At 63.9% G+C, this 19457-nt stretch carries 30 protein-coding genes and 2 tRNA genes; 10 read left to right on the top strand and 22 right to left on the bottom strand.

The annotated features are described in order from the left end of the window. Nucleotides 1–101: 101 nt before the first annotated feature. On the bottom strand, nt 102–791 hold the full coding sequence (phoB, locus tag AC5P5V_RS04005) for a phosphate regulon transcriptional regulator PhoB (RefSeq protein ID WP_005408258.1): 690 nt from the start codon (nt 789–791) through the stop codon (nt 102–104). A 116-nt stretch (nt 792–907) separates the two neighbouring features. Further along, nucleotides 908–2554: a M48 family metalloprotease gene (locus AC5P5V_RS04000; protein ID WP_456043960.1), complete on the bottom strand. Its 1647-nt coding sequence runs from the start codon at nt 2552–2554 to the stop codon at nt 908–910. A 142-nt stretch (nt 2555–2696) separates the two neighbouring features. On the opposite strand from AC5P5V_RS04000, the gene grxC reads away from it, so the two are divergent. From grxC to AC5P5V_RS03975, 5 genes are all read left to right on the top strand, one after another. Further along, a complete protein-coding gene (grxC, locus tag AC5P5V_RS03995; protein ID WP_004154541.1) occupies nt 2697–2987 on the top strand; it encodes a glutaredoxin 3 in 291 nt (96 codons plus the stop codon). Next, nucleotides 2984–3376, top strand: a complete 393-nt coding sequence (locus tag AC5P5V_RS03990) for a carboxymuconolactone decarboxylase family protein (protein ID WP_004154542.1) — start codon at nt 2984–2986, stop codon at nt 3374–3376. Before grxC ends, AC5P5V_RS03990 begins: the two co-directional genes overlap by 4 nt. 318 nt (nt 3377–3694) lie before the next feature. Next, a complete protein-coding gene (locus AC5P5V_RS03985) occupies nt 3695–4699 on the top strand; it encodes an isocitrate dehydrogenase (RefSeq protein ID WP_012479261.1) in 1005 nt (334 codons plus the stop codon). Between the two features lie 206 nt (nt 4700–4905). Then, the gene (locus tag AC5P5V_RS03980; RefSeq protein WP_134968740.1) at nt 4906–5649 is read left to right on the top strand and encodes a cysteine hydrolase family protein; all 744 of its coding nucleotides are present in this window, start codon (nt 4906–4908) and stop codon (nt 5647–5649) included. 53 nt (nt 5650–5702) lie between these two features. Further along, nucleotides 5703–6611 (top strand): LysR family transcriptional regulator, encoded by a 909-nt coding sequence (locus AC5P5V_RS03975; protein WP_134968739.1) that lies wholly within the window; start codon nt 5703–5705, stop codon nt 6609–6611. 81 nt (nt 6612–6692) lie between these two features. Here AC5P5V_RS03975 and AC5P5V_RS03970 read toward each other — a convergent pair whose 3' ends face one another. Next, a complete protein-coding gene (locus tag AC5P5V_RS03970) occupies nt 6693–7451 on the bottom strand; it encodes a Bax inhibitor-1/YccA family protein (protein WP_069138943.1) in 759 nt (252 codons plus the stop codon). Nucleotides 7452–7630: 179 nt separating this feature from the next. On the opposite strand from AC5P5V_RS03970, the gene AC5P5V_RS03965 reads away from it, so the two are divergent. From AC5P5V_RS03965 to AC5P5V_RS03950, 4 genes are all read left to right on the top strand, one after another. Continuing rightward, nucleotides 7631–7707, top strand: a tRNA-Pro gene (locus AC5P5V_RS03965). A gap of 39 nt (nt 7708–7746) precedes the next feature. Continuing rightward, a tRNA-Arg gene (locus tag AC5P5V_RS03960) sits at nt 7747–7823 on the top strand. 141 nt (nt 7824–7964) lie between these two features. Then, nucleotides 7965–9095 (top strand): ParB N-terminal domain-containing protein, encoded by a 1131-nt coding sequence (locus AC5P5V_RS03955; RefSeq protein WP_235643164.1) that lies wholly within the window; start codon nt 7965–7967, stop codon nt 9093–9095. Nucleotides 9096–9151: 56 nt separating this feature from the next. Then, entirely contained in the window at nt 9152–10102 is a 951-nt protein-coding gene (locus AC5P5V_RS03950; RefSeq protein WP_235643163.1) for a hypothetical protein, read from the top strand. Here the strand turns inward: AC5P5V_RS03950 and AC5P5V_RS03945 are convergent. The 11 genes from AC5P5V_RS03945 to AC5P5V_RS03895 are packed head-to-tail and all read right to left on the bottom strand — an operon-like array spanning nt 10065 to nt 16262. Next, nucleotides 10065–10967 carry a DNA adenine methylase gene (locus tag AC5P5V_RS03945; protein ID WP_235643162.1) on the bottom strand — a complete coding sequence of 301 codons (903 nt, stop codon included), beginning with the start codon at nt 10965–10967 and terminating at the stop codon, nt 10065–10067. The genes AC5P5V_RS03950 and AC5P5V_RS03945 overlap by 38 nt on opposite strands. A 44-nt stretch (nt 10968–11011) precedes the next feature. Beyond that, nucleotides 11012–12187, bottom strand: coding sequence for a site-specific integrase (locus tag AC5P5V_RS03940; RefSeq protein WP_235643161.1), 1176 nt, complete (start codon nt 12185–12187; stop codon nt 11012–11014). A 19-nt stretch (nt 12188–12206) separates the two neighbouring features. Beyond that, nucleotides 12207–12428: a hypothetical protein gene (locus AC5P5V_RS03935; RefSeq protein WP_235643160.1), complete on the bottom strand. Its 222-nt coding sequence runs from the start codon at nt 12426–12428 to the stop codon at nt 12207–12209. Next, nucleotides 12425–12745: a hypothetical protein gene (locus AC5P5V_RS03930; protein ID WP_235643159.1), complete on the bottom strand. Its 321-nt coding sequence runs from the start codon at nt 12743–12745 to the stop codon at nt 12425–12427. The genes AC5P5V_RS03935 and AC5P5V_RS03930 overlap by 4 nt, the downstream gene beginning before the upstream one ends. After that, nucleotides 12742–13326 carry a hypothetical protein gene (locus AC5P5V_RS03925; protein ID WP_235643158.1) on the bottom strand — a complete coding sequence of 195 codons (585 nt, stop codon included), beginning with the start codon at nt 13324–13326 and terminating at the stop codon, nt 12742–12744. Before AC5P5V_RS03925 ends, AC5P5V_RS03930 begins: the two co-directional genes overlap by 4 nt. Continuing rightward, the gene (locus AC5P5V_RS03920) at nt 13323–14750 is read right to left on the bottom strand and encodes a DNA cytosine methyltransferase (protein WP_235643157.1); all 1428 of its coding nucleotides are present in this window, start codon (nt 14748–14750) and stop codon (nt 13323–13325) included. Before AC5P5V_RS03920 ends, AC5P5V_RS03925 begins: the two co-directional genes overlap by 4 nt. Nucleotides 14751–14752: 2 nt before the next feature. Further along, complete coding sequence (locus AC5P5V_RS03915) at nt 14753–14986, bottom strand: hypothetical protein (protein WP_235643156.1); 234 nt, start codon at nt 14984–14986, stop codon at nt 14753–14755. Beyond that, complete coding sequence (locus AC5P5V_RS03910; protein WP_235643155.1) at nt 14979–15281, bottom strand: hypothetical protein; 303 nt, start codon at nt 15279–15281, stop codon at nt 14979–14981. The genes AC5P5V_RS03915 and AC5P5V_RS03910 overlap by 8 nt, the downstream gene beginning before the upstream one ends. Beyond that, on the bottom strand, nt 15278–15448 hold the full coding sequence (locus AC5P5V_RS03905; protein WP_235643154.1) for a hypothetical protein: 171 nt from the start codon (nt 15446–15448) through the stop codon (nt 15278–15280). Before AC5P5V_RS03905 ends, AC5P5V_RS03910 begins: the two co-directional genes overlap by 4 nt. Further along, nucleotides 15445–16056 (bottom strand): hypothetical protein, encoded by a 612-nt coding sequence (locus AC5P5V_RS03900; protein ID WP_235643153.1) that lies wholly within the window; start codon nt 16054–16056, stop codon nt 15445–15447. Before AC5P5V_RS03900 ends, AC5P5V_RS03905 begins: the two co-directional genes overlap by 4 nt. Further along, nucleotides 16053–16262 carry a hypothetical protein gene (locus AC5P5V_RS03895; RefSeq protein ID WP_049427091.1) on the bottom strand — a complete coding sequence of 70 codons (210 nt, stop codon included), beginning with the start codon at nt 16260–16262 and terminating at the stop codon, nt 16053–16055. The genes AC5P5V_RS03900 and AC5P5V_RS03895 overlap by 4 nt, the downstream gene beginning before the upstream one ends. A 157-nt stretch (nt 16263–16419) precedes the next feature. On the opposite strand from AC5P5V_RS03895, the gene AC5P5V_RS03890 reads away from it, so the two are divergent. Next, nucleotides 16420–17001: a hypothetical protein gene (locus AC5P5V_RS03890; protein WP_195840052.1), complete on the top strand. Its 582-nt coding sequence runs from the start codon at nt 16420–16422 to the stop codon at nt 16999–17001. A 102-nt stretch (nt 17002–17103) separates the two neighbouring features. On the opposite strand, the gene AC5P5V_RS03885 is transcribed toward AC5P5V_RS03890, so the two are convergent. From AC5P5V_RS03885 to AC5P5V_RS03850, 8 genes are all read right to left on the bottom strand, one after another. Next, nucleotides 17104–17346 carry a hypothetical protein gene (locus AC5P5V_RS03885; RefSeq protein ID WP_053497243.1) on the bottom strand — a complete coding sequence of 81 codons (243 nt, stop codon included), beginning with the start codon at nt 17344–17346 and terminating at the stop codon, nt 17104–17106. Then, complete coding sequence (locus AC5P5V_RS03880; protein WP_235643152.1) at nt 17346–17603, bottom strand: hypothetical protein; 258 nt, start codon at nt 17601–17603, stop codon at nt 17346–17348. Before AC5P5V_RS03880 ends, AC5P5V_RS03885 begins: the two co-directional genes overlap by 1 nt. A 67-nt stretch (nt 17604–17670) precedes the next feature. Beyond that, nucleotides 17671–17859 carry a hypothetical protein gene (locus AC5P5V_RS03875; protein WP_161771702.1) on the bottom strand — a complete coding sequence of 63 codons (189 nt, stop codon included), beginning with the start codon at nt 17857–17859 and terminating at the stop codon, nt 17671–17673. Next, nucleotides 17856–18128, bottom strand: coding sequence for a hypothetical protein (locus tag AC5P5V_RS03870; protein WP_235643151.1), 273 nt, complete (start codon nt 18126–18128; stop codon nt 17856–17858). Before AC5P5V_RS03870 ends, AC5P5V_RS03875 begins: the two co-directional genes overlap by 4 nt. Beyond that, nucleotides 18125–18340, bottom strand: coding sequence for a hypothetical protein (locus tag AC5P5V_RS03865; RefSeq protein ID WP_235643150.1), 216 nt, complete (start codon nt 18338–18340; stop codon nt 18125–18127). The genes AC5P5V_RS03870 and AC5P5V_RS03865 overlap by 4 nt, the downstream gene beginning before the upstream one ends. Beyond that, nucleotides 18337–18525, bottom strand: a complete 189-nt coding sequence (locus tag AC5P5V_RS03860; RefSeq protein WP_235643149.1) for a hypothetical protein — start codon at nt 18523–18525, stop codon at nt 18337–18339. Before AC5P5V_RS03860 ends, AC5P5V_RS03865 begins: the two co-directional genes overlap by 4 nt. A 151-nt stretch (nt 18526–18676) precedes the next feature. Beyond that, a complete protein-coding gene (locus AC5P5V_RS03855; RefSeq protein ID WP_235643148.1) occupies nt 18677–19018 on the bottom strand; it encodes a hypothetical protein in 342 nt (113 codons plus the stop codon). Continuing rightward, nucleotides 18960–19457 carry a helix-turn-helix domain-containing protein gene (locus AC5P5V_RS03850; RefSeq protein ID WP_080375050.1) on the bottom strand — a complete coding sequence of 166 codons (498 nt, stop codon included), beginning with the start codon at nt 19455–19457 and terminating at the stop codon, nt 18960–18962. The genes AC5P5V_RS03855 and AC5P5V_RS03850 overlap by 59 nt, the downstream gene beginning before the upstream one ends.

Genomic DNA, 19457 nt, shown 5'->3' with positions numbered 1-19457 from the left:
TCTCGTCGTTGAGGTGCGGCGGTTCACTGGGGTGAACCGAGGGTTATAGCAGAGTTGCCGGCACCGGCACCTGCAGGTGCGCGGTGCCGGCACGACGAGACTCAGGTGGCAGTGGAGAAGCGATAGCCGGCGCCGCGCACGGTCTGCACCATGTTCTCGGCGTTGAACGGCTCCAGCGTCTTGCGCAGGCGGCGGATATGCACGTCGATGGTGCGTTCCTCCACGTAAACGCTGCCGCCCCACACATGGTCCAGCAGCTGCGCGCGGGTGTAGACGCGCTCCGGGTGGGTCATGAAGAAATGCAGCAGGCGGTATTCGGTCGGGCCGATCGGCACCGGCTGGTCGTTGGCGAACACGCGATGGGCGGCGCCGTCGATACGGATCGGGCCGACGGCTACGCTGCCGTCCTCGTCATCTTCGCGGGCGCGGCGCATGACCGCGCGGATGCGGGCCAGCAGTTCGCGTGCCGAGAACGGCTTGACCACATAGTCATCGACACCGGCCTCGAGGCCACCGACGCGATCGTTCTCTTCGCCGCGGGCGGTCAGCATGATGATCGGCACTTCGCGGGTCAGCGTTTCCTTGCGCCAGCGACGGGCCAGGTCCAGGCCGCTGGTGCCGGGCAGCATCCAGTCCAGCAGGATCAGGTCGGGAACGCGATCGGCGATCGCGGTCTGGGCCTCCCGGGCATCGCCGGCGTGGACCGGTTCGTAATCGCCCTTGCGAAGGGCGAAGGCGACCATTTCACGGATCGCGGGCTCGTCATCGACGATCAGGATGCGTTTCTGCACGAGGACACCGTAGGGCTCGGTTACTGGACTGGTGCCAGTAGACTACGGTTTGATGACATGTTTGTGACTACCCGGCCGGAACCGGCCCGGATTGCCATCGGCCGGTCATGCGGTGCTCAGCGACGGTCCAGATCCGGGTCCTGCACGCCCTGCCGGCGCAGTTCCAGCACCGTCGGGGTGATCGATTCGATGCGCGCGTCAACCCGCGCGCGGCCGATGTAATCCAGCGCCGGGTTGCGCTTGAGCGCCTGCAGCTGCATCAGCGCCTGTTCTGGCCGCCCGCTGAGGAAGGCGGCCTCGGCATAGGCCTCGCTGGCGCGCACGCTGTCGCCAGCCAACTCACTGGCGCGGGCGAAACGCTGCTGGAAGACCGGATCGTTACCACTTTGCGACAGCAGCGGGCGCAGCATCGCCTGCGCACGCTGGCCGGCTTCGCGGCTGCCTTGTTCGTTCAGGATCTCGGCATAGGTCAGTGCCACCGGGCGGCTGTTGGGGTGTTCGCGCAACAATTGCTCGAAGCGGCTGTTGGCCTGGGCCGCCTGGCCTGCGCGCGACTCCGCCTCGCCCAGGCCCAGCGCCAGCCACAGGTTGCCGGGGTGGCTCTGCAGCAGGCCGGCCAGGGTCTGCCGGGCCTGGCCGGCACCGGCACGGCCACCGCGCATCACCGCCAGCGCCTGGCCGTAGCGCTGCGCATCGTTGAGGCCGTCCTTCTGCCGCTTGGCCAGGTCGGCGTACTCACGCTCCAGCTCGGGGGTGGAGTCCGCGCTGAGCACGCGCAGGCGCTCACGCGCCCACTCGAAGTCACCGCTGGCGCCACGGTTGAGCTGGCCGATCGGCAGGCGCAGCACACTGCCGGGCAGCAGCGGGTTGTTGCCGCGCAGCAGCGGCTCGCCCAGGCTGGGATCGGCCGGGTCCACCCGCTCCTTGCGCTCGCCGGTGGGGGTGCTGGTGGTGAGAAGCACCGTATCCTTCTTCATCTGCTGGGCGCGGGACTTGGCCTCGCTGATGCGGGTGATGTTGACCGGGTGGGTGCGCAGGAACTCGGGCACGCTGTAGCCGCCTTCGTTGCCGCGCATGGCTGCCGACATCCGCTCGAAGAAGCCGGCCATGGCATCCACGTCGTAGCCGCTGCGCGACAGTGTGCGGATGCCGAGGCGGTCGGCCTCGGACTCGTTGGAGCGGGTGTAGTTGATCTGCCGCTGCTGCATCAGGCCCATGCCCGAGCTGATCGCCGCCATCGTCGCGTTGCCGGACGACGTGCTGTTGCTGGCCTGGGCGGCCACTACCGCCGCCAGCATGCCCAGCAGGATCGGGATCTGGTCGCGCTGGGCGCGCTCGACACCGCGCAGCACGTGCTGCTGGGTGACGTGGGCGATTTCGTGGGACAGCACCGCAGCAACCTCGTCCTCGCGCTCGGCGGTCAGCACCAGTCCGGCATTGACCCCGATGTAGCCGCCCAGCGTGGCGAACGCGTTGATCTGGCGGTCGTTCATCACGAAGAAGGTGTACGGCTGCCGCGGCTGGTCACTGTTGGAGCCGAGCCGGGTACCCATGGTCTGCAGCCAGTCGTTGACCAGCGGATCTTCCAGCAGGTAGCCGTAGTTGCGCAGCTCGCGCAGCATCATCGCGCCGTACTCGGCCTGGCGGGCCGGGGTCAGCAGCTCGCCGGCCGAAGAGCCGATGTCGGGCAGCTTCTCCTGGGCCTGGGCCAGCGGCATGGCCAGGGCCAGGGTGACGGCGGTAGTCAGCAGCAGGGCTCGCAAGCAGAAGGTCCTCGGGCGGGGCGCACCAAGCGTGGCAGGGCGGGGGGCAACCATTCGTTAATCCACAGTGTTGCGGCCGTGGCGTGGAAATTCCAGCGCACCGGTACCATATGTAGACCGTCGATCCATCGTGGAGTTTCCCGTGACAGCCCAGACCGCCGGCGGTGCCCCCGCCATCACCATCTATTCCACTGCCGTCTGCCCGTACTGCGTGGCCGCCAAGAACTTCCTGAAGAGCAAGGGCCAGCAGTGGACCGAGGTCCGCATCGACCTGGACCCGGCCGAGCGCGAGAAGATGATGGCGCTGACCCGCCGCACCAGCGTGCCGCAGATCTTCGTCGGCGACGTCCATGTCGGCGGCTACGACGACATGATGGCCCTGCACCGTGAAGGCAAGCTCGAGCCGCTGCTGGCCGGGCAGGGCCAGGCATGAGCGCGGCCGACGACGGCAGCAAGGACCGCATCGCCGAGTTCACCGAGTTCCGCAAGCGCATGAACGAGCGCATCCTGGGCGAACCGAACCAGGTGGTGCGCCGCTTCTTCGCGCTGGATACGCAGACCTACCAGGCCGGCGCGCTGGACGTGAAGACCAAGGAGCTGCTGGGCCTGGTGGCCTCGATGGTGCTGCGCTGCGACGACTGCATCAGCTACCACGTGGCCCAGTGCAAGGACGCCGGGGTGACCCGTGAGGAGTTCTTCGAGACCTTCTCGGTCGGCCTGGTGGTGGGCGGCTCCATCGTGATCCCGCACCTGCGCCGCGCGGTCGACTTCCTCGACCAGCTCGAAGGCGGCGCCGCCGCCCCGGCAGCGCACGAGCACTGAGGTAGCACCGGGCCATGCCCGGCGGAGACGTGAACGAAAAGCCGCCGGGCATGGCCCGGCGCTACCGGATCACGGCCGCGCGCCGGGGCATTTCCCGCGATCCAACCGCCCAAGAGCCCCTTCTTGTTGAAGGGGCGCGCCGACAGGCGGGGGAAGAGGAGGAATGCGCGGGCAATTATGCCTTTGCCGGGGTCAGGACCATGGTCTACTTGGGTAGCCGGGCCCGGCTAAGGCATAATTGCCGGTGAAACTTCCTTTGCGCCGGCGTTTCCGGGCACGTCCGGACGGCGTTTTTCCCCCTGTTCGGAACATCGATCAATGACGCAGAAAATTACGGTCATCCGCGGCGACGGCATTGGCCCGGAAATCATGGACGCCACCCTGTTCGTGCTCGACCAGCTCAAGACTGGCCTGGAGTACGAAGACGCCGACGCCGGCCTGGTGGCCCTGGAAAAGCACGGCGACCTGATGCCGGCGGTGACCCTGGAATCGATCGCGCGCAACAAGGTCGCGCTGAAGAGCCCGCTGACCACCCCGGTCGGTGGTGGCTTCACCTCGATCAACGTCAGCCTGCGACGTCATTTCGACCTGTACGCCAACGTGCGTCCGGCCCACACCTTCCCGAACACCAAGTCGCGTTTCGACAACGTCGACCTGATCACCGTCCGTGAGAACACCGAAGGTGCCTACCTGGCCGAAGGCCAGGAAGTGTCGGCCGACGGCGAGACCGCCTTCTCCGGCACCCGCATCACCCGCAAGGGCTCCGAGCGCATCGTGCGCTACGCCTTCGAGCTGGCCAAGAGCACCGGCCGCAAGAAGGTCACCGCCGTGCACAAGGCCAACATCATCAAGTCGACCTCGGGCCTGTTCCTGAATGTCGCCCGTGAAGTCGCCGCGCAGTACCCGGACATCGAGTTCCAGGAAATGATCGTCGACAACTGCTGCATGCAGCTGGTGATGCGCCCGGAACAGTTCGATGTGATCGTCACCACCAACCTGTTCGGCGACATCATCTCCGACCTGTGCGCCGGCCTGGTCGGCGGCCTGGGCCTGGCTCCGGGCGCCAACATCGGCAAGGATGCGGCGATCTTCGAAGCCGTGCACGGCACCGCGCCGGACATCGCCGGCCAGGGCAAGGCCAATCCGTGCGCGCTGCTGCTGGCGGCCGCGCAGATGCTGGACCACATCGGCCAGCCGGAAAACGCCGAGCGCCTGCGCAAGGCCATCGTGGCGACCATGGAAGCCAAGGATTCGCTGACCGGCGACCTGGGTGGCACCGGCACCACCATGAGCTTTGCCAAGGCAATTGCCAGCCGCCTGTAAGCGGCCGGCCGACCTCGGTCGGATCCACAGCGGGGCGCCTTCGGGCGCCCCGTTGCGTTTTTCCGCCTCTGTAGAGTCGAGCATGGCTCGACTCTACAGAAGCGCTCTGTGCTGATATCGCACAGATCATGTGCTGTTACACGGCTGGTTCGTGCGCCATCCGCTCCGCATCCTGTGCCCACTTCCCAATGCACCGGAGCTTGAACATGAACCTCACCGCCTTCGGCCTGGCCAGCCTGATCGGAATGACCGCCACCCTCCCGGTTGCTGCTGCCGAGCCGGCCCATCCCACCATCCGCCATATGGCGGGTGCGCCGGTCGCGACCTCGCTGGATGCGGCGAAGACTGCCGTGCTGGTGATCGACTTCCAGAACGAGTACTTCGATGCCAAGGCCGTACCGGGCTTTGCGGGTGGCCGCATGGTCATTCCCGATGGCGTGGCCGCACTGCGCCAGGCCAAGCGGGTAGTCGAATTCGCCGATGCCCACGGCATCCGCGTGATCCATGTCCAGCACGTGCTGCCGGCCGGCGCACCCCTGTTCGCGCAGGGCAGCGTCAATGCCGCCTTCCATCGCGACCTGCAGCCGCGCCAGGGCGAGACCGTGGTGCAGAAGGACAATGTCAGCGTGTTCGCCGGCGCGTCCGCAGCCGTGCTCGACCAGGTACTGAAGAGCGCCGGCATCGACACCCTGATCATCACCGGCCTGCAGACCCATGCCTGTGTAGTGGGGGCTGCGCGCGATGCCGCCGCGGCGCCACGCGGCTACCGGGTGATCGTGGCCGGCGATGCCACCGCCAGCCGCGACCTGGACCTGGCCGGCGGCCAGCGCATCGGCCATCGCGCGCTGCATGAAGCCTCTCTGGCCCAGATCGAGGACACCTTCGGCGATGTCATGACGACTGGCGCGATCCTGGCGCTGCCGGTACGCAAGGCCGGTGACGGCGCTTGATAAGCTGGCGGGGCCCGCATGCCGTGGGCCCCGCCACGTGGAGCTGCCCGCCGATGGATCACTTCGCCGCCCTGCGCGCGCTGCGCGCCATCGTTGACGCGGGCAGTTTCACCGCGGCCGCTGAACGCCTGGGGACCACCCACTCGGCGATGTCGCGGCAGCTGCGGCAGCTGGAAGAACACCTGCAGGTACGCCTGCTCGATCGCAACAGCCGTCGGCTGTCATTGACCGAGGCCGGGCGCGATTACTACCGCGAGGCGGCAACGCTGCTGGACCGCCTGCAGGAGGCGGACGATCGTGCCCGCGCCGGGCAGGCGCAACCCAGTGGCAGGGTGCGGATCAGCGTGCCGCAGGTAGTGGCCAGCCAGGAACTGCCCCACTGGCTGCCCTCGTTCCTGCAGCGTTACCCGCAGGTCACGCTGGACCTGTCGGCGGATGATCAGCTGGTCGATGTGGTGGGCGGTGGTTTCGACCTGGCGCTGCGCATTGCAGCTTCATTGCCGGACAGCCAGCTGGTCGCGCGCGCGCTGGCCAGCTGCCCGCGCATCCTGGTCGCCGCACCGGCCTACCTGGCCCGGCATGGCCTGCCGCGGCAGGCTGCGGATCTGGAGCAGCACACGCTGCTGGGTTTCAGTCCCACCCCATCAATGCCGCCCTGGCAGTTACAGGGGCCGCGCGGCGCCTGCGTGAGCGTTGAAGCCGGGCAGCGCCTGCGTGTGGATGCCACGCCTGCGCTGTACGCCGCCGCGCTGGCCGGAATGGGCATCAGCCTGTTCACCGCGCTGACCGTGCAGGAGGACCTGCGCGCCGGTCGTCTGATCCGCGTGCTGCCGGCCTGGCATGCCGGCCAGCGGCGCTACTTCGCGTTGTACCCGCATGCACGTGCGCTCGCGCCCAAGGTGCGCGCGCTGGTCGAGCACCTTGCGGCGCACTACGCTGCACAGGCTGGCGTGGCTGGCTAGCCGGGAAATGCAGCAGCCACGCGTTACAAAGAGAAAAGGGCGCCCCGAAGGCGCCCTTTGTCGTTTATGGCTCTGTCCGGTTCAGCGCTGCTGGATCTTCGACAGCAGGCGCAGGAACTCCACATACAGCCAGACCAGGGTCACCATCAGGCCGAATGCGCCATACCACTCCATGTACTTCGGCGCGCGCTGGGCCACGCCGGTCTCGATGAAATCGAAGTCCAGCACCAGGTTCAGCGCGGCCACGACCACCACGAACAGGCTGAAGGCAATGCCCAGCCAGCTGGAGTCGTGGATCACCGGCACATTGATGTTGAAGAAGCCCAGTACGAACGAGGCCAGGTAGAGCAGGGCGATGCCGCCGGTGGCGGCGACCACGCCCATCTTGAAGTTCTCGGTGGCCTTGATCAGGCCGCTGCGGTATGCGAACAGCAGGGCGGCCAGGGTGCCGAAGGTCAGCAGCACCGCCTGGAATACGATGCCCGGATACTTCATGTTGAACAGGGCCGACACGGCGCCCAGGAACAGGCCTTCGACCAGCGCGTACATCGGCGCGGTGACCGGTGACCATTCCTTCTTGAAGATGGTGATCAATGCCAGCACCAGGCCGCCAATCGCGCCACCGATGGCGTACAGGCTCGCGCTGCCGGAAATCTGGCCGTACTCGTCGACCGCCTGGCTCCAGGCGAACGCCGCGGTCAGCACGGTCAACAGCAGCAGGATGCCGGTCTTGTTGGCGGTGCCATTGAGGGTCATGACCTGGTCGGGGCTGGTCACTACCGAGCCACTGGCGAGGTCGAGGAAAGTCGACTCGGAAAGAGCCGGGTTGCCGCTGCGCATGCGTGTTCTCCGTGCGGATGAAGGTCGGGACGGCCATCCGGCCGATGGGCGTGAGCATAGCCGATGACTGCTTTCGGCGTTGTGGCAGGCCCGGGATCTGTGCATCCTTCGTTGACAGTTCCCAACGCGCTTGGCGACAATGACCAACTCCCCGGGCCAACCCGAGGGGATTGCAAGACCGGGGTATAGCGCAGTCTGGTAGCGCGCCTGCTTTGGGAGCAGGATGTCGGGGGTTCGAATCCCTCTACCCCGACCAATCCCACGCCACGTCGGATTGGACACCGTTCCGGTTCGGGCGCCCGTAGCTCAACTGGATAGAGCACCGGCCTTCTAAGCCGGCGGTTACAGGTTCGATTCCTGTCGGGCGCGCCATTTAAATCAATAGGTTACGATTAATTCGGTCGGCGCTCCCCAAATGCCCCCCCAAATTCTTGTGCTTGGTTGGCTGGTGGCCCTGTTCATTTAGCCCCGCCGAGGGTAACAATAGGGAACTGCCCAAACGGCTGTTGCCCAATGCCATCGAAGAACGTCGACATAGAGAAGATCGAGGATTTCCCTCCAGGCGAACTGGTCTTCGATGATCAAAATCCTCGCTTGGAGGATGGAATTGATGGCAACGACCCAGCGGGCGAGAAGGAGATCATCCAGTGGCTGCGGAATCTTGCCGCTCTTGACGAACTGATCGCCTCTATTACCCACAATGGATTTAAGAGGATTGAGCCCCTGGTGATCCATGGGCCTGACGGTGGTCCTTATAAGGTTCTAGAGGGAAATCGACGTCTCGCGTGCATTCGGTTACTAACCAATCCGCAGCTCGCAGATGAGCTGGGCGTTACCGTGCCTCGGCCCGTGCCGCAAGCGGTCCTAGACAGTATTAAGACGGTTCCCGTCTATCGCGTAAAAAATCCGTCTGACGCCAGGGCGTTTATTGGCTTTAAGCACATCAACGGTCCTCATCGTTGGGAGTCTTTCGCTAAAGCTAAGTACGTAACGGACTGGTGGAAGCAAGAGAGGACGTCTGGCGTAACAATCAGTCAGATTGCTGAAAGTCTGGGTGACGATAATAATACGATTCGGAACATGATTGCCGGTATGCTTGTTTTAGAGCAGGGTAAGGCTCTAGGATTTGATATCGCAGACCGAGCAAATCGCGGGCGATTCGCCTTCTCTCATTTGTACACGGCTCTTTCCCGTGGCGAGTACATGGAGCACTTAGGGCTTCGCAAAGGATGGTCTCAAACGCTCGATTTGGACCCTATTCCTGCTAGCCATCAAGAGCAGTTGTCCGAAGTCCTTCTCTGGCTCTACGGTAGCAAGGCGCGTAAGAAGCCTTCGCTGATAAAGTCCCAGAACCCTGATCTTGCGGATTTGGGTGAGGCAATTGCTAGCCCCGTGGCTCTCCAGGTGCTGAGAGGTGGGGCCAGCTTGCAGGAGGCGCGTCAGGCATTTCGACCGCCCGAGACAATGCTCAATGAGCTCCTGGTGCAGATTAACTTGAGGCTGCGCGAGGCTACTCAGCTGGCAGGTCGTGCGGAGGATTTGCCAGAGGCGTTTGCTGAGATAGCGAAGGAAATTCAGACTCAATCTAGGGCGCTAGCACTGCTAGTCGGTTCAGCAATTGCAGGGAAGCAAGGTGACGAATGAGGCTCCAAGCAGTTCCGTTTGACGCGGATCCCCACACGGCTGCTGATTGGCTCGAGATGAAGGCCATGCTTTCTCCTCGCGACAAGGTGGCTTTTGCCGATATCGAGCGATCATGGGAGGCCAACAGGATCTCCGAAGATGAGGATCCTTCCGGCGGTGACGTGTTTTACGACCAGTGGCTAAACGAACGACTGGACGTGATTCAGCGCCGTATGGACTTGCTCGGTTCCGCATACCCGTTCGAATTCTGCGACAATGAAACTGCCCTCCGCTTTATGGGTTCCGCTGAGCTAGTGGATGGGCGAGCGGTATATCTCCTTTCGCTGTTTCTCTCAGTTGCCTCCAATACGATAATATTTGTCAATAAACTCCCCATCACCAAGTGGATGCGGGACACGTTTCAGACTTGCTCTGGCTGGGCTGCGTCAGGTGCGATTGAAGGTTCTTCTTATGTGTTCGGATGGCCGCGCTCTGACGGATCCAACTTCGTCACTGCACTGAAGCATGTTTACGTCAACCTCATGGCAGATGGTGAGATTCTGCCGCGTGACACCGCTCCGCCTGGTGCTTCGGGGCGAGAAAAAGATGGCGGTATAGATGTCGTAGCTTGGAAAGTGAGGATCGACAAAGCGGGCGGGAAGCTGCATTTGCTGGGTCAAGTGGCGAGCGGCGCAAACTGGCGCGACAAGCCCATTACTCCATATATCGATTCCCTGCAAAAGCTCTGGCTCACACAACAATGGATCCTTCCCCCAGTCCATGCCATGTTCATTCCGTTTTCCATCGTTCCGGAGCCCGGGATTACGTATGCCGAGCAGGTGCGCTTTCACTCTGCGACCTACGGCGCGATCTTCTATCGTGAGGTGCTAGCTGCTTATGCTCAGCGAGGGCTAGAGTTGGGGAGATCTGGGGCAGTGCTTTGTCATCGCTCGTCTGAGCTGGCCACGCTCATTTCTAAATCTAGAAGCCTCATCTCTGTGTTAAAGCGGGCGCAGCTGCGACCATAACTCTCATTGGCCGAACGGGTGCCGGGACCACAAGTCTAGGTGAGTAGAAGATCACCTCTGTTCCTCGGCCTCTCTCCTGAGCGGCTGTGTAATTAAGCGTGTATGTCAGTTCTTCGTAGGCCGAGTAGAGATCTCTGATTGCAGGGTGGTCATCGTACGACACCATCCAATTGCAGCTACTGGGAAGTGATTCAATAGTCTTTGCGACCGAAGCGTGGTCCGAGGGATCATAATGGTGCATGTAAAGGCCTTGACCCTTTACAAAGTACGGCGGATCGAAGTAAATCAAGTTCTTCTTCGCCAGCCGCGGCGCGAGCCGCTTGACAAGCGACTGTGCGTCTTCGTGATGTAACCGAATGGCACCGGAATGATCGGCGATTGTTTCAATGCGCATGATTAGATCTCGCTTATTGAAGCGAGCATCAATCTTCCACGGACCAGTTTGCGCTTTTCCGCCGATTACACCGCCAAGAAGGATTCCAGACCGGTTGGTTCGATTCAAGAAAAACGTTGAGAATGCGAGGTCCATTGGATCAGGACCTTCCACGGTCTGCACTGCTCTAGCCCAGTTCCAAGTATCCATGTCGACCGAGCACCTCTCGATGCGACGGATCAACTCATCCGGGTTCATCAGAACAGCCTGCCAAAAAGCGTGGACCGCAGGGTTCAGGTCGTTGATGTGCACCCGCTTGACCAAGCCTCTGAGCACCAACTCCAAGGCCACGGCAGCGCCGCCGGCGTAAGGCTCCACATACGTACCGCCGTAAAGCCCATTAAGCTCGAGGACCTTTTCGACATAGGCGGTCAATTTCCCCTTGCCGCCAGGGTAACGGAGGGGAGTATAGAAGCCGTGCGGCCGGTTCATGGCTGAAGATCCTTCATAGGCTTATAGTATAGGGTCAGGCGGGTCTACGTACCCGCCGGGTCCACGAGCGGGAGCTCGTGGTCGTACAGATCCACCATCGCGTCGGTGCGATGGCCACTTGCTCTTTTTTTGTCGCCTCTGGTATCGGTGACACCCCGATGCTTCAGGCTGTGCAGTCCGAATCGGTCGTCCTGACTCAGGATCCCGTCCTTCACCGCGTTCCGCATCATGCGCCCCCAGGCAGTCTGCCAACCATCCTCGGTCAACCGCTCGCCTTCCTCACTGACGAAGAGATAGCGGTCCTCGGCCCGGATCGGAATCACTCCCCGTTTCTTCTCCCAAATCGCCGCGCGCCGTGCCCGCAGCATGGTGATGGCCTCCTCGGTCTCGGCACCCTTGCGCATCAGGTTGTCGCGACTACCCTTGCGTCGGTTCGTTCGCAGCACCTCACCGTCCACGTGCGCGTCGGTTAGCGTCAGCACCTCGATTCCGCGCAGGCGCGCTTGATAAGCCAACTCCATCGCTGCCCACAGGTAAGCCGGCACTGCGCCTCTGGCCCGAGGACCGCGCGCGCTGCATTCCTTCGCATAGGCTTGAACCTTACGGAACACATCGACCGCCGGCATGCGGTGGGCGCCCCTCTCCTTTACCTGCTTGATACCGGCCGCCGGGTTCGTGGTCACATGGTCATGCTCCCGTGCCCAGCCGAACACGCGGCGCAAGTATCGCAGCCAGTGGTTGGCCTTCGTAGGGTAGCCAGGGATGGCCGGATCGCTCGGCTTCTGGCCGGGTCTGCCTTGAGCGATCACATCGATCAGCCGCCGTATAAAGCCAGGAGAAAGGCGATCCACCACCGCAGCGCCTAGGGTGGTTCCGTTCTTTAGCGGATAGGCCTTGATGGCCTTAGCATAGTCGCGGTAGTGCTGCTGGGTCGACGGCTGCAGCTGGGTGAACGCAAGGCTCTTGGCATGCTGATCAATCACGTACGCGATAGTTCCGCGCTGCGTCTCGCCGCGCCGGCCCTCGGCGATGGCATGCAGATCGGACAGGCGGGCAGTCGGCCCGGCAACAGTCTTCCTCTTAAAACCGTGCCCGTCCGGGTGCGGATCCTGTACGCACCATCTGCCACGGCCGGTGCGATCCCAGTAGATACCGGGAGGCACCAAGCCGTAGTCGATGTGCGCTGGAAGGTTGGGCGGAGCCTTGCGTGGTCTAGCCATGGTGCTTTGGTGCGTCCTTTCAGATCAGCGAAGCGGGGTAGCTCTCGTTCTCGAAAGCCGAGGCGGTGAGGCCCAAGGCCTCATTGAGGGCGGCCGTGGTGGTCCAGATGCCGCCTTGGCCGTCGTATTGGATCCGGATGCTGCGTTGCTTGGCCCAGCGCTCAACCGTAGCCAGCCGGGGACGCTTCCCCGGCCGGCACAGCTCCTGCAGGTCGCGGAACTGAAGAACTTCGCCGATCACGGGCGGCCTCCTTGGGCGCTGGCACGGGCTCGGATGCGCTTGGCGGCAGGCTCGACCAGACTGAGGTTGAACTGCAGGACGTTGTCGGCTGCCGCCGCAGCCGCAGCCGGCCGCGTGCTGCGCGGCGGGCGGTTGAGCCGGCGCCATGCCGCAATGGCCGCGTCGGGGTCGGCATGCTTGCTGGTCGATCTGCAGGCGCACTCGACCAAGTGGCCACCGCCGGCGGAGGCGCAGCGCTTGTCGTGGATGTGGCGCGCACGGTGGCCGGCGGCGCAGTTCGGCAACCCTTCCGGGTGGCTGATATGTTCCTGGGTCATGGCTTGTTGCACTCCTCGATGTGTGCCTGGAGCTTTTCCAGGAGGAAGGCGGCTTGCGCTGCACGGTGGCGGCGGTCGTAGGCGTTGAGGTTGGGCGGCGCATCCCTGAGCCACTGCAGTGGCTCGACCAGCCATTTCGGATCGAACGGGAGCAGGGTTCGCGGATCGACCTTCTTGACCAGTGGGGAACAATCGGGGCCGGCCCAGTCCTCTGGATCGCCGCATCTGATGCACACGCCTGCCTTGAACGCGTGATCGCGCTCCGGCTGGATGACGCGCGGGGTTTCCCACAGAGCGCGCACGACCCAGCCGCGCTTCGCGGCGTGATAGAAGTGCTCAGCGGTGGCAGTCACCCAGCACCCGGGCCCCACGTCGTTCTTGTTGCGGTACTCCCAGCGCACGGGCGGTTGCGAGTACAGCTCCTGCAGGAGGGTGTCGCTCCACTCGCGAACCTGGTCGGCGGAGATTGGCGCGCCGGCGGCACCCAGGCGGCGCATGGTGGTGACGACCGCGGCGACAGGCGACGATGCCTTGGTGGCCTCGACAACGGTGTCCGGGGAAATGGGCAGTGGTGCGGTCATGCGGTCTTCCCTCGGTTCCTGGCCAGCGCCGCGCGCAGCTGCTCGGTGGCCTGGGTTGCTGCATCGCGCAGGCGCTGGATCTCGCTGGATCGGTCATGCGCGTGTTGGATCTGCTCGCCGATCCAGTGGATGACCGTCACGGCGAAGCTGTTGCCCAGCATCTTGTAGCGGGGGCCGTCCGCCATCGGCTTGCCCCGAGCGTTCGGGACCAAGGTCCAGTCGTCAGGAACGCCCTGCAGGCGCTCGCACTCGCGCGGGGTGAGGCGGCGGACCTGGTTGGGCATGTATCCAACGGCTTGCACCTCGGCGCGCGCCTCGATCGTGTATGCGTGATCAGCTTGCACGCCGACACCGTCCGGGCCGCTGGCCGGGTTGACTCTGGTCGCGCCTGCTTGGATCGCGTAAGCCACGGCTGCATGGCCGCCGCCGTGCGCGGCGCGCAGGGTGCCGGGGACGTCTCCGATCGATATTCCGGTATCACCTGCCGCCTTGCAGTCGAAGGCGATCAGCGGGGTGCCGCGGCCGGTGCCGTCTTCGCTGCCGTCGAATCCGCCAGCACGCAGCGTGTGCGCCACCGGCTGGACAAGGAACGTCTCCACTTCGAAGTCGATGCGCATCCCTTTCGCGGTGAGGCATGCCGCCACCTCAATCTCCCCGCTGGTGCGGCCGCCGCCGTATCCGAGAGTGTGCTGTATCAGGCCGCTTCCGCCGTCGCATTCGGCTCGCATGCCTGGGCCGCTACTGCTTCCAGCGCCAGCCGTAAGGGTGCTGGCAATTCCTTCCCCTTGGCCTCGGCGCGGCGCAGAATCCCCGCGCAGGCTGTCGGGCTCAAGAAGTACCGGGCGTCGATCGGTCCAGTTTCCAGTATCGAGGACAGCGAACACGCGACGGCGCCGCTGCGCCAGTCCGAACCACTGCGCATCCAGCACGCTCCATTCGACGAGCCCGTGCTGACCGACTGCCATGCCTTCGCTGGCCCAGCCATCGCGGGGGACAGTGAGGTCGCATCCTGCCATTTCACCAACCACCACAGCAAAATCTCGGCCGTCGTTGCTGCTGAAGGCTCCGGGGACGTTCTCCCACCAGAGCCAGCGGGCCCCGCAAAAATGTCGAGCTGCATAGAAAATCCTCAGTTGGTGGTGGAACAGGGACGACCGGGCGCCGGCGAGGCCAGCACGGCGTCCCGCGACGGATAGGTCTTGGCACGGGCTACCGCCAATCACTGCATCGATGGGCCCAAGCGCGGCGATCTGCTCGTCTGTGATATCGGTGACGCTTCCGAGGTTCGGCACGTCCGGCAGGCGATGCCGCAGCACCGCGCAGGCCGCGGGGTCGATCTCGAACACGGCCACGCACTCCCAGCCCAGCGCAGCGAGGGCAAGGTGAGCTGCTTCCAAGCCGGAGAACAGGGACAGGTAGCGCATCGTCAGTCCTCCTTCGCCGCGTAGAGCTTTCGCAGCTGGATGCCCCGAACAACTCCCGGGGCTTCCTTCTGCAACCGCTCTAGCTCCAAGTAGAATTCCCGGCCTATCTCATGCCAATTGCTGAGCCCTCCAGTTTCACCGGGGAACTCATCCCGGCGCTGGTACGCGCAGGGCGTAGCCCAGCACACGATGGTCTCTTTCCCCTCCATTGCAGCGGTGAGCAGTTGGTCAGCCATTGGAGAATCCTCGCGTTATCTCTTCCAGGTCGGCCAAGTGCGCTGATTTCGCTCTGGCGATCATCGGCTCACGCAGCTGCTGGGATACGTAATCCGCAACCGATTCGCCCGGATCGCACTCGATTTCCAGCAGTTCGGCAAGAAGCTGGCAGGCGCGAGCATTCGTGCTGACCTTGTAGAGAAGGTCCTCGGCTGCACGCGCCTCCCATGGGTAGGCCGGTTTTCGAGCAAACAACCTTTCCCATCTGCGGCGCAGGCGATCCGCAGTCTGCTGAGGAACCCGGAACCAGCTCATTTGCCCACCGCCTGGCTGTCGCCTTGACCGTTCTTCTCCGCGTAGTGCGGCATGTTGTCGTAGCCGCAGTCGTTGCACTCCCAGCCCGTGTCCAAGCTGGGCGAGCCGCAACGTAGGCAGCGCTGCTCGTCGTCATCGATGCCGCCGATATGAAGTTTCTCGTTCACTCTTTCGCCCCTTCATCCGTGGTGTTGGGCTTGTGCTGGTCTCCAACCATCTCTCTGTCCCGCATGTCGTACCTGGGAGGCGCCCTGTCTGCTTCAGCGATGAACCGGAACGGGGCCGGCTCCCCCACCGGCTGGCGGGCGGCAGACAGCGCGGCATATTCGGCGAAGGCATTGCGGATCGCTTCGCGTGATTCCTCGGGTGCGTCCGTGGTGAGGTAGCCAATCACCCAGTCGGAGCTGATACCCACCGGCTGGGGGGCGGCGAGGTGCGGAAGCGCATCGGCAAGAAGGAGTGCAGCTTGTTCGCGCGCATCTTCCAAGGTGGCGGAACTCTCGGCGCAAAGCAGGCTTTCGGCCATCGCTTTGATTGCCGCATCCTGACCACCCGGGGAGGGCTGGGGGGAGAGGGCTGTCAGCAGCTCGTCCTGCACCGCAGTCAGTTCACGACGCAGTTCCACGCGCTGCGCATCGCTGTAGCGGTCGTCCATCAGGGATTCACGGAACTTTGCGCCCGCCGCGTCGTACCGCTGAATCAGTGCGCGCGCATCCCCCAGCCTCACCCTCCCACCGGGCTGCACGTCCGCCAGGGACTTGTTGTCGTTCCTCATGCCTGCATGTCCTTGCTGTTGGTGGAGCGCGCGCTGTGCGCGGCGAGGTGTTCCCAGCGTTCGGCTTCGCCCAGGTAGTACTCGTGGCGTTCCTGCCGGACCGTGGCGGTGAACTGCACGTCGTGCAGTGCCCGCTCGGCGGCGGCGCGGTTCGCCGCTGCCATGCGGGCGGGGTCGTGGTCGAAGATGTCGAGCTGGTTACGCACGACATACCTCCGGGGAGCCGGTCATGCCAGAATGCCGGCGAGTCCACAGGGGGATCAGGGAATGAGTGGTTTGCAGCAGTTGTGGAGCGGAATCAGCCCTTGCATGCAACCAGGCGTTGCAGATTGCGTGGTGTGGTGGGACGCTTGGGCAGTAGTCGTGTCTTCGATTGCTGTACTGGCGACTGTGTTCTTGGGTTTCATGACCTTGAGGCTTGGACGTGCGGCCAACAGAGCAACTGCAGCGGCAGTCGCGATAGCAAAAAGTGAAGCCGACGCACGGCGAAGAAATGAGGCAGACGAGCGAATCGTTATCTTGCTCTGGCTGGTTGCCGATGTTGGGACACAAGTAGTGAATGCCCGCGGGCTGGTTGCCGAAGCGAAGAAGGCTGACGCGAAGAGTCGATTCGTTAACGACGGAGACTATCGCTCCAAGATTCTTGCCAAGTTGGCAGAGCTTGAGCTCCCAGTGGCGTCGGCGCTGAGGGAAAGACTTCATCTGCTTGGGCATCCTTTGGCTGGCCGTCTGGCGCGAGCGATTGGACTTGCGACTGCACTGAAGACGCAGTTCAACGTGGATTACGAACAGATGACCGACGAGATGAAGGAGAGCTTTTTCAGGACTTTCAGTGGATTTGTTTCGGTGCTGTGCTCGGACTTGGAGGCAGTGAGTGACGCTGCCACCCAAGCGAGCGTAGAGGCGAAAATCGTGGTCACGCTTAACGGCGACTGGACCATTTAGTCCCATTGCCCGCACGTAGGTTTGATTTCGGACGGTAGTAGTCAAAGCGATCTCGCAAGGTAAGCCGGCGCCAGAGGTCTGTCGCGTAGGGCGGGCGGTTGCTCATTGGGGGTCGTCTGCCTGCTGCGGCGCGCGCTGTCGCTCTGCCGCGCGCCACCGTATTTCCTCGCGGAAGGCGGGCCAGCTCCACACTAGGTCGCGCACGCCGCACCAGTGGAAGTAGGCGATACCGGCGCCCACGGGTAGGAGGAACGACGCGGCGCCGGTGTAGATGGCGCGCACGAGCAGCGCCAGCAGCAGTCTGACGACGGCGGCGTAGTAGAAGGGCAGGGCCAGGTGGCGCATCACTCGGCCCCGCACAGGAAGCCCGGGCTGGCTTCTTCCAGCCACGTCCGCATGGTGGTCATCTCGCCGGTCGGCTGTTCGTCTTCGCCGAATTCGGGGATCGACCGATCCAGCTCTGCGGCGGGCACCTCGCGGGGATAGCCGTCTTCGCAGGGATCGCCCATGTCTTCCTCATACAGACGGGCGGCCTCTTCGGGCGTAGCGGCGGCGTAGATGCTCGGCATGTCATCGACGTAGAAGGCTTTTAGCTGGGTCATGGGGATTGCTCCTGGCGGGGTGATGGGCGGGATGCCGACGGTCATGGCGGCGAAGAATCGTGGTCGGTCATGCGGCCCCCTCTTTGGCGCGAAGCGCCGGCTTGCGCTGCACTTCGCTCAGGGTGCGGTGGCAGAACTCGCACTGGCCCTTGCCCCAGCTTCCGCCGTTCCACCGGTGGCGCTCACCGACAGGCTTGCCCGTCTTGGGGCTTCTGCCACCGAACACGCGGCAGCTATCGACGACTGGGCGGCTCATGCGACACCGCCTTTGACTCGGAAGAGGGCAACCGCGCGCCGCGCCCAGGCTTCGCGCGCCGCCTCGAACAATTCGTGATCGCTTGGCGAGTTGAGCCACCGGTCACGCGCCTGGTCGTAGTCGTCATCGGCTGCAACCAGCGCATCAATGGCCTCGGCCGCCTCCTGCAGCGCGTCGGCGTAGCGGCGGGTGTCCGCGCCGTCGTCGGCGGCGCCGTGCAGCGCGCTGACTGCGTGGCGGATGGCCGGGATCTTGGAGGGGGCGCTCATGCAGCACCTGCCTGAGCGCGCGCTGCGCGGCGTGCGGCGGCGACGGCGCCGGCTGCGCTCTTGCCCTGTCGCAGGACGGCATTGGCGGCGATGCTGGCGGCGATGACGACCTGATAGGGGAGGAGGCCCCAGCGGCGCCCAGCGCGGGCGACGATGCCGGCGGCGGCCGCCGCGCGCTGAGCGCTGGAGTGGTGGGCGACGACGGCGCTCATGCGGCGGCCGCCGTACTGCTGCGCAGTTCCAGCGCAGCCTGCTGAATATCCAGGGCGAGGCGATCAGCCTCCTCCTGCTCAACGTACAGGCTGGCGGCGCCCACCTTGATGGCTACCATGGCGACTGCGGGCATTGCTACTACGGAAGGCGGCGCCTTGCTGACGCCGAGGGACAGGGTTGCCATTGCTTGATCTCCTGCGCCGGCCCCGGGGTGGGGCGCTGTTGAGTGGCGGAGATAAGATCACATAATGTGATTGTCAGTGCAACACGAAACGTGATGTTTGATCATGCAAATTCTGAACGCCTCTGATCTCGTTCAGAATTTGGCGGTCGGGCTAGTCGAACGTGTGCCGGATCAAGCCAGCATCTTCAAAAGAAACATCGTCCCTGATGCATTCCCGAGCGCGGTCGAGCGCGCGGTGCAGTTCGATCAGGTCCTCGTCGCCGAGGTCATCAATGGAGGCGTGCCCTAGGGTTGCCTGGTCGATGATCAGTTGTACCCCAAAGGGGCGATATATCTTGGCAAGGCTGCGGATCATCCGCAGATGACTCTCTCGGGCGACCGCATCGAAGTGCGTCGCCCTCTTGCCCACAACCGCGCGGAGTGCGGGCTTCCTATCAGGCGCGGCGCTTATCCGTTCGACCAGCTTGTGCAGCAGCGCGTCCGTTTTGCTCATTTCTTACAGCTCCCCTTTGTGAATCGCGCTTTTCGCGCCATGCAGCAAAATCCACCAAGTTGCGCTGATCTGCAGGTCGCTCATCCGACAGGATCCACTCGTACACGTCGGCAAACAGATCTGCCTCGGACTCAATGTCGAAAGCTTTTCCAAGCGTACCGAACGCCTTGTCCAGGAACCGGTGGGTTTCGGCAAGGATTGCAGGATCCGGTCGCGGGGACTGAGACGCCGGGGCCTCCCCGAAAAGGGACGCGATGCTGACCCCAAGCGCGGCAGCTAACAGGGGCACTTCCGAAACTTTGGGCTCGCGCGCGCTGGTGGCCGACGACTCGTAGTTGGCAATACGACTCTGCCCCGACCAGCCGCACGCGAGTGCCAAGGCTTCTTGTGTCATGCCAGCCTTGAGCCGGGCGGCGCGGAGGTTGTCGGAGAAGGCCAT

This window comes from Stenotrophomonas sp. YJH_SMC_130, assembly GCF_059369035.1.
Note: the sequence above shows the minus strand (reverse complement) of the source record. Positions and strands in the feature narration are given on the sequence as shown.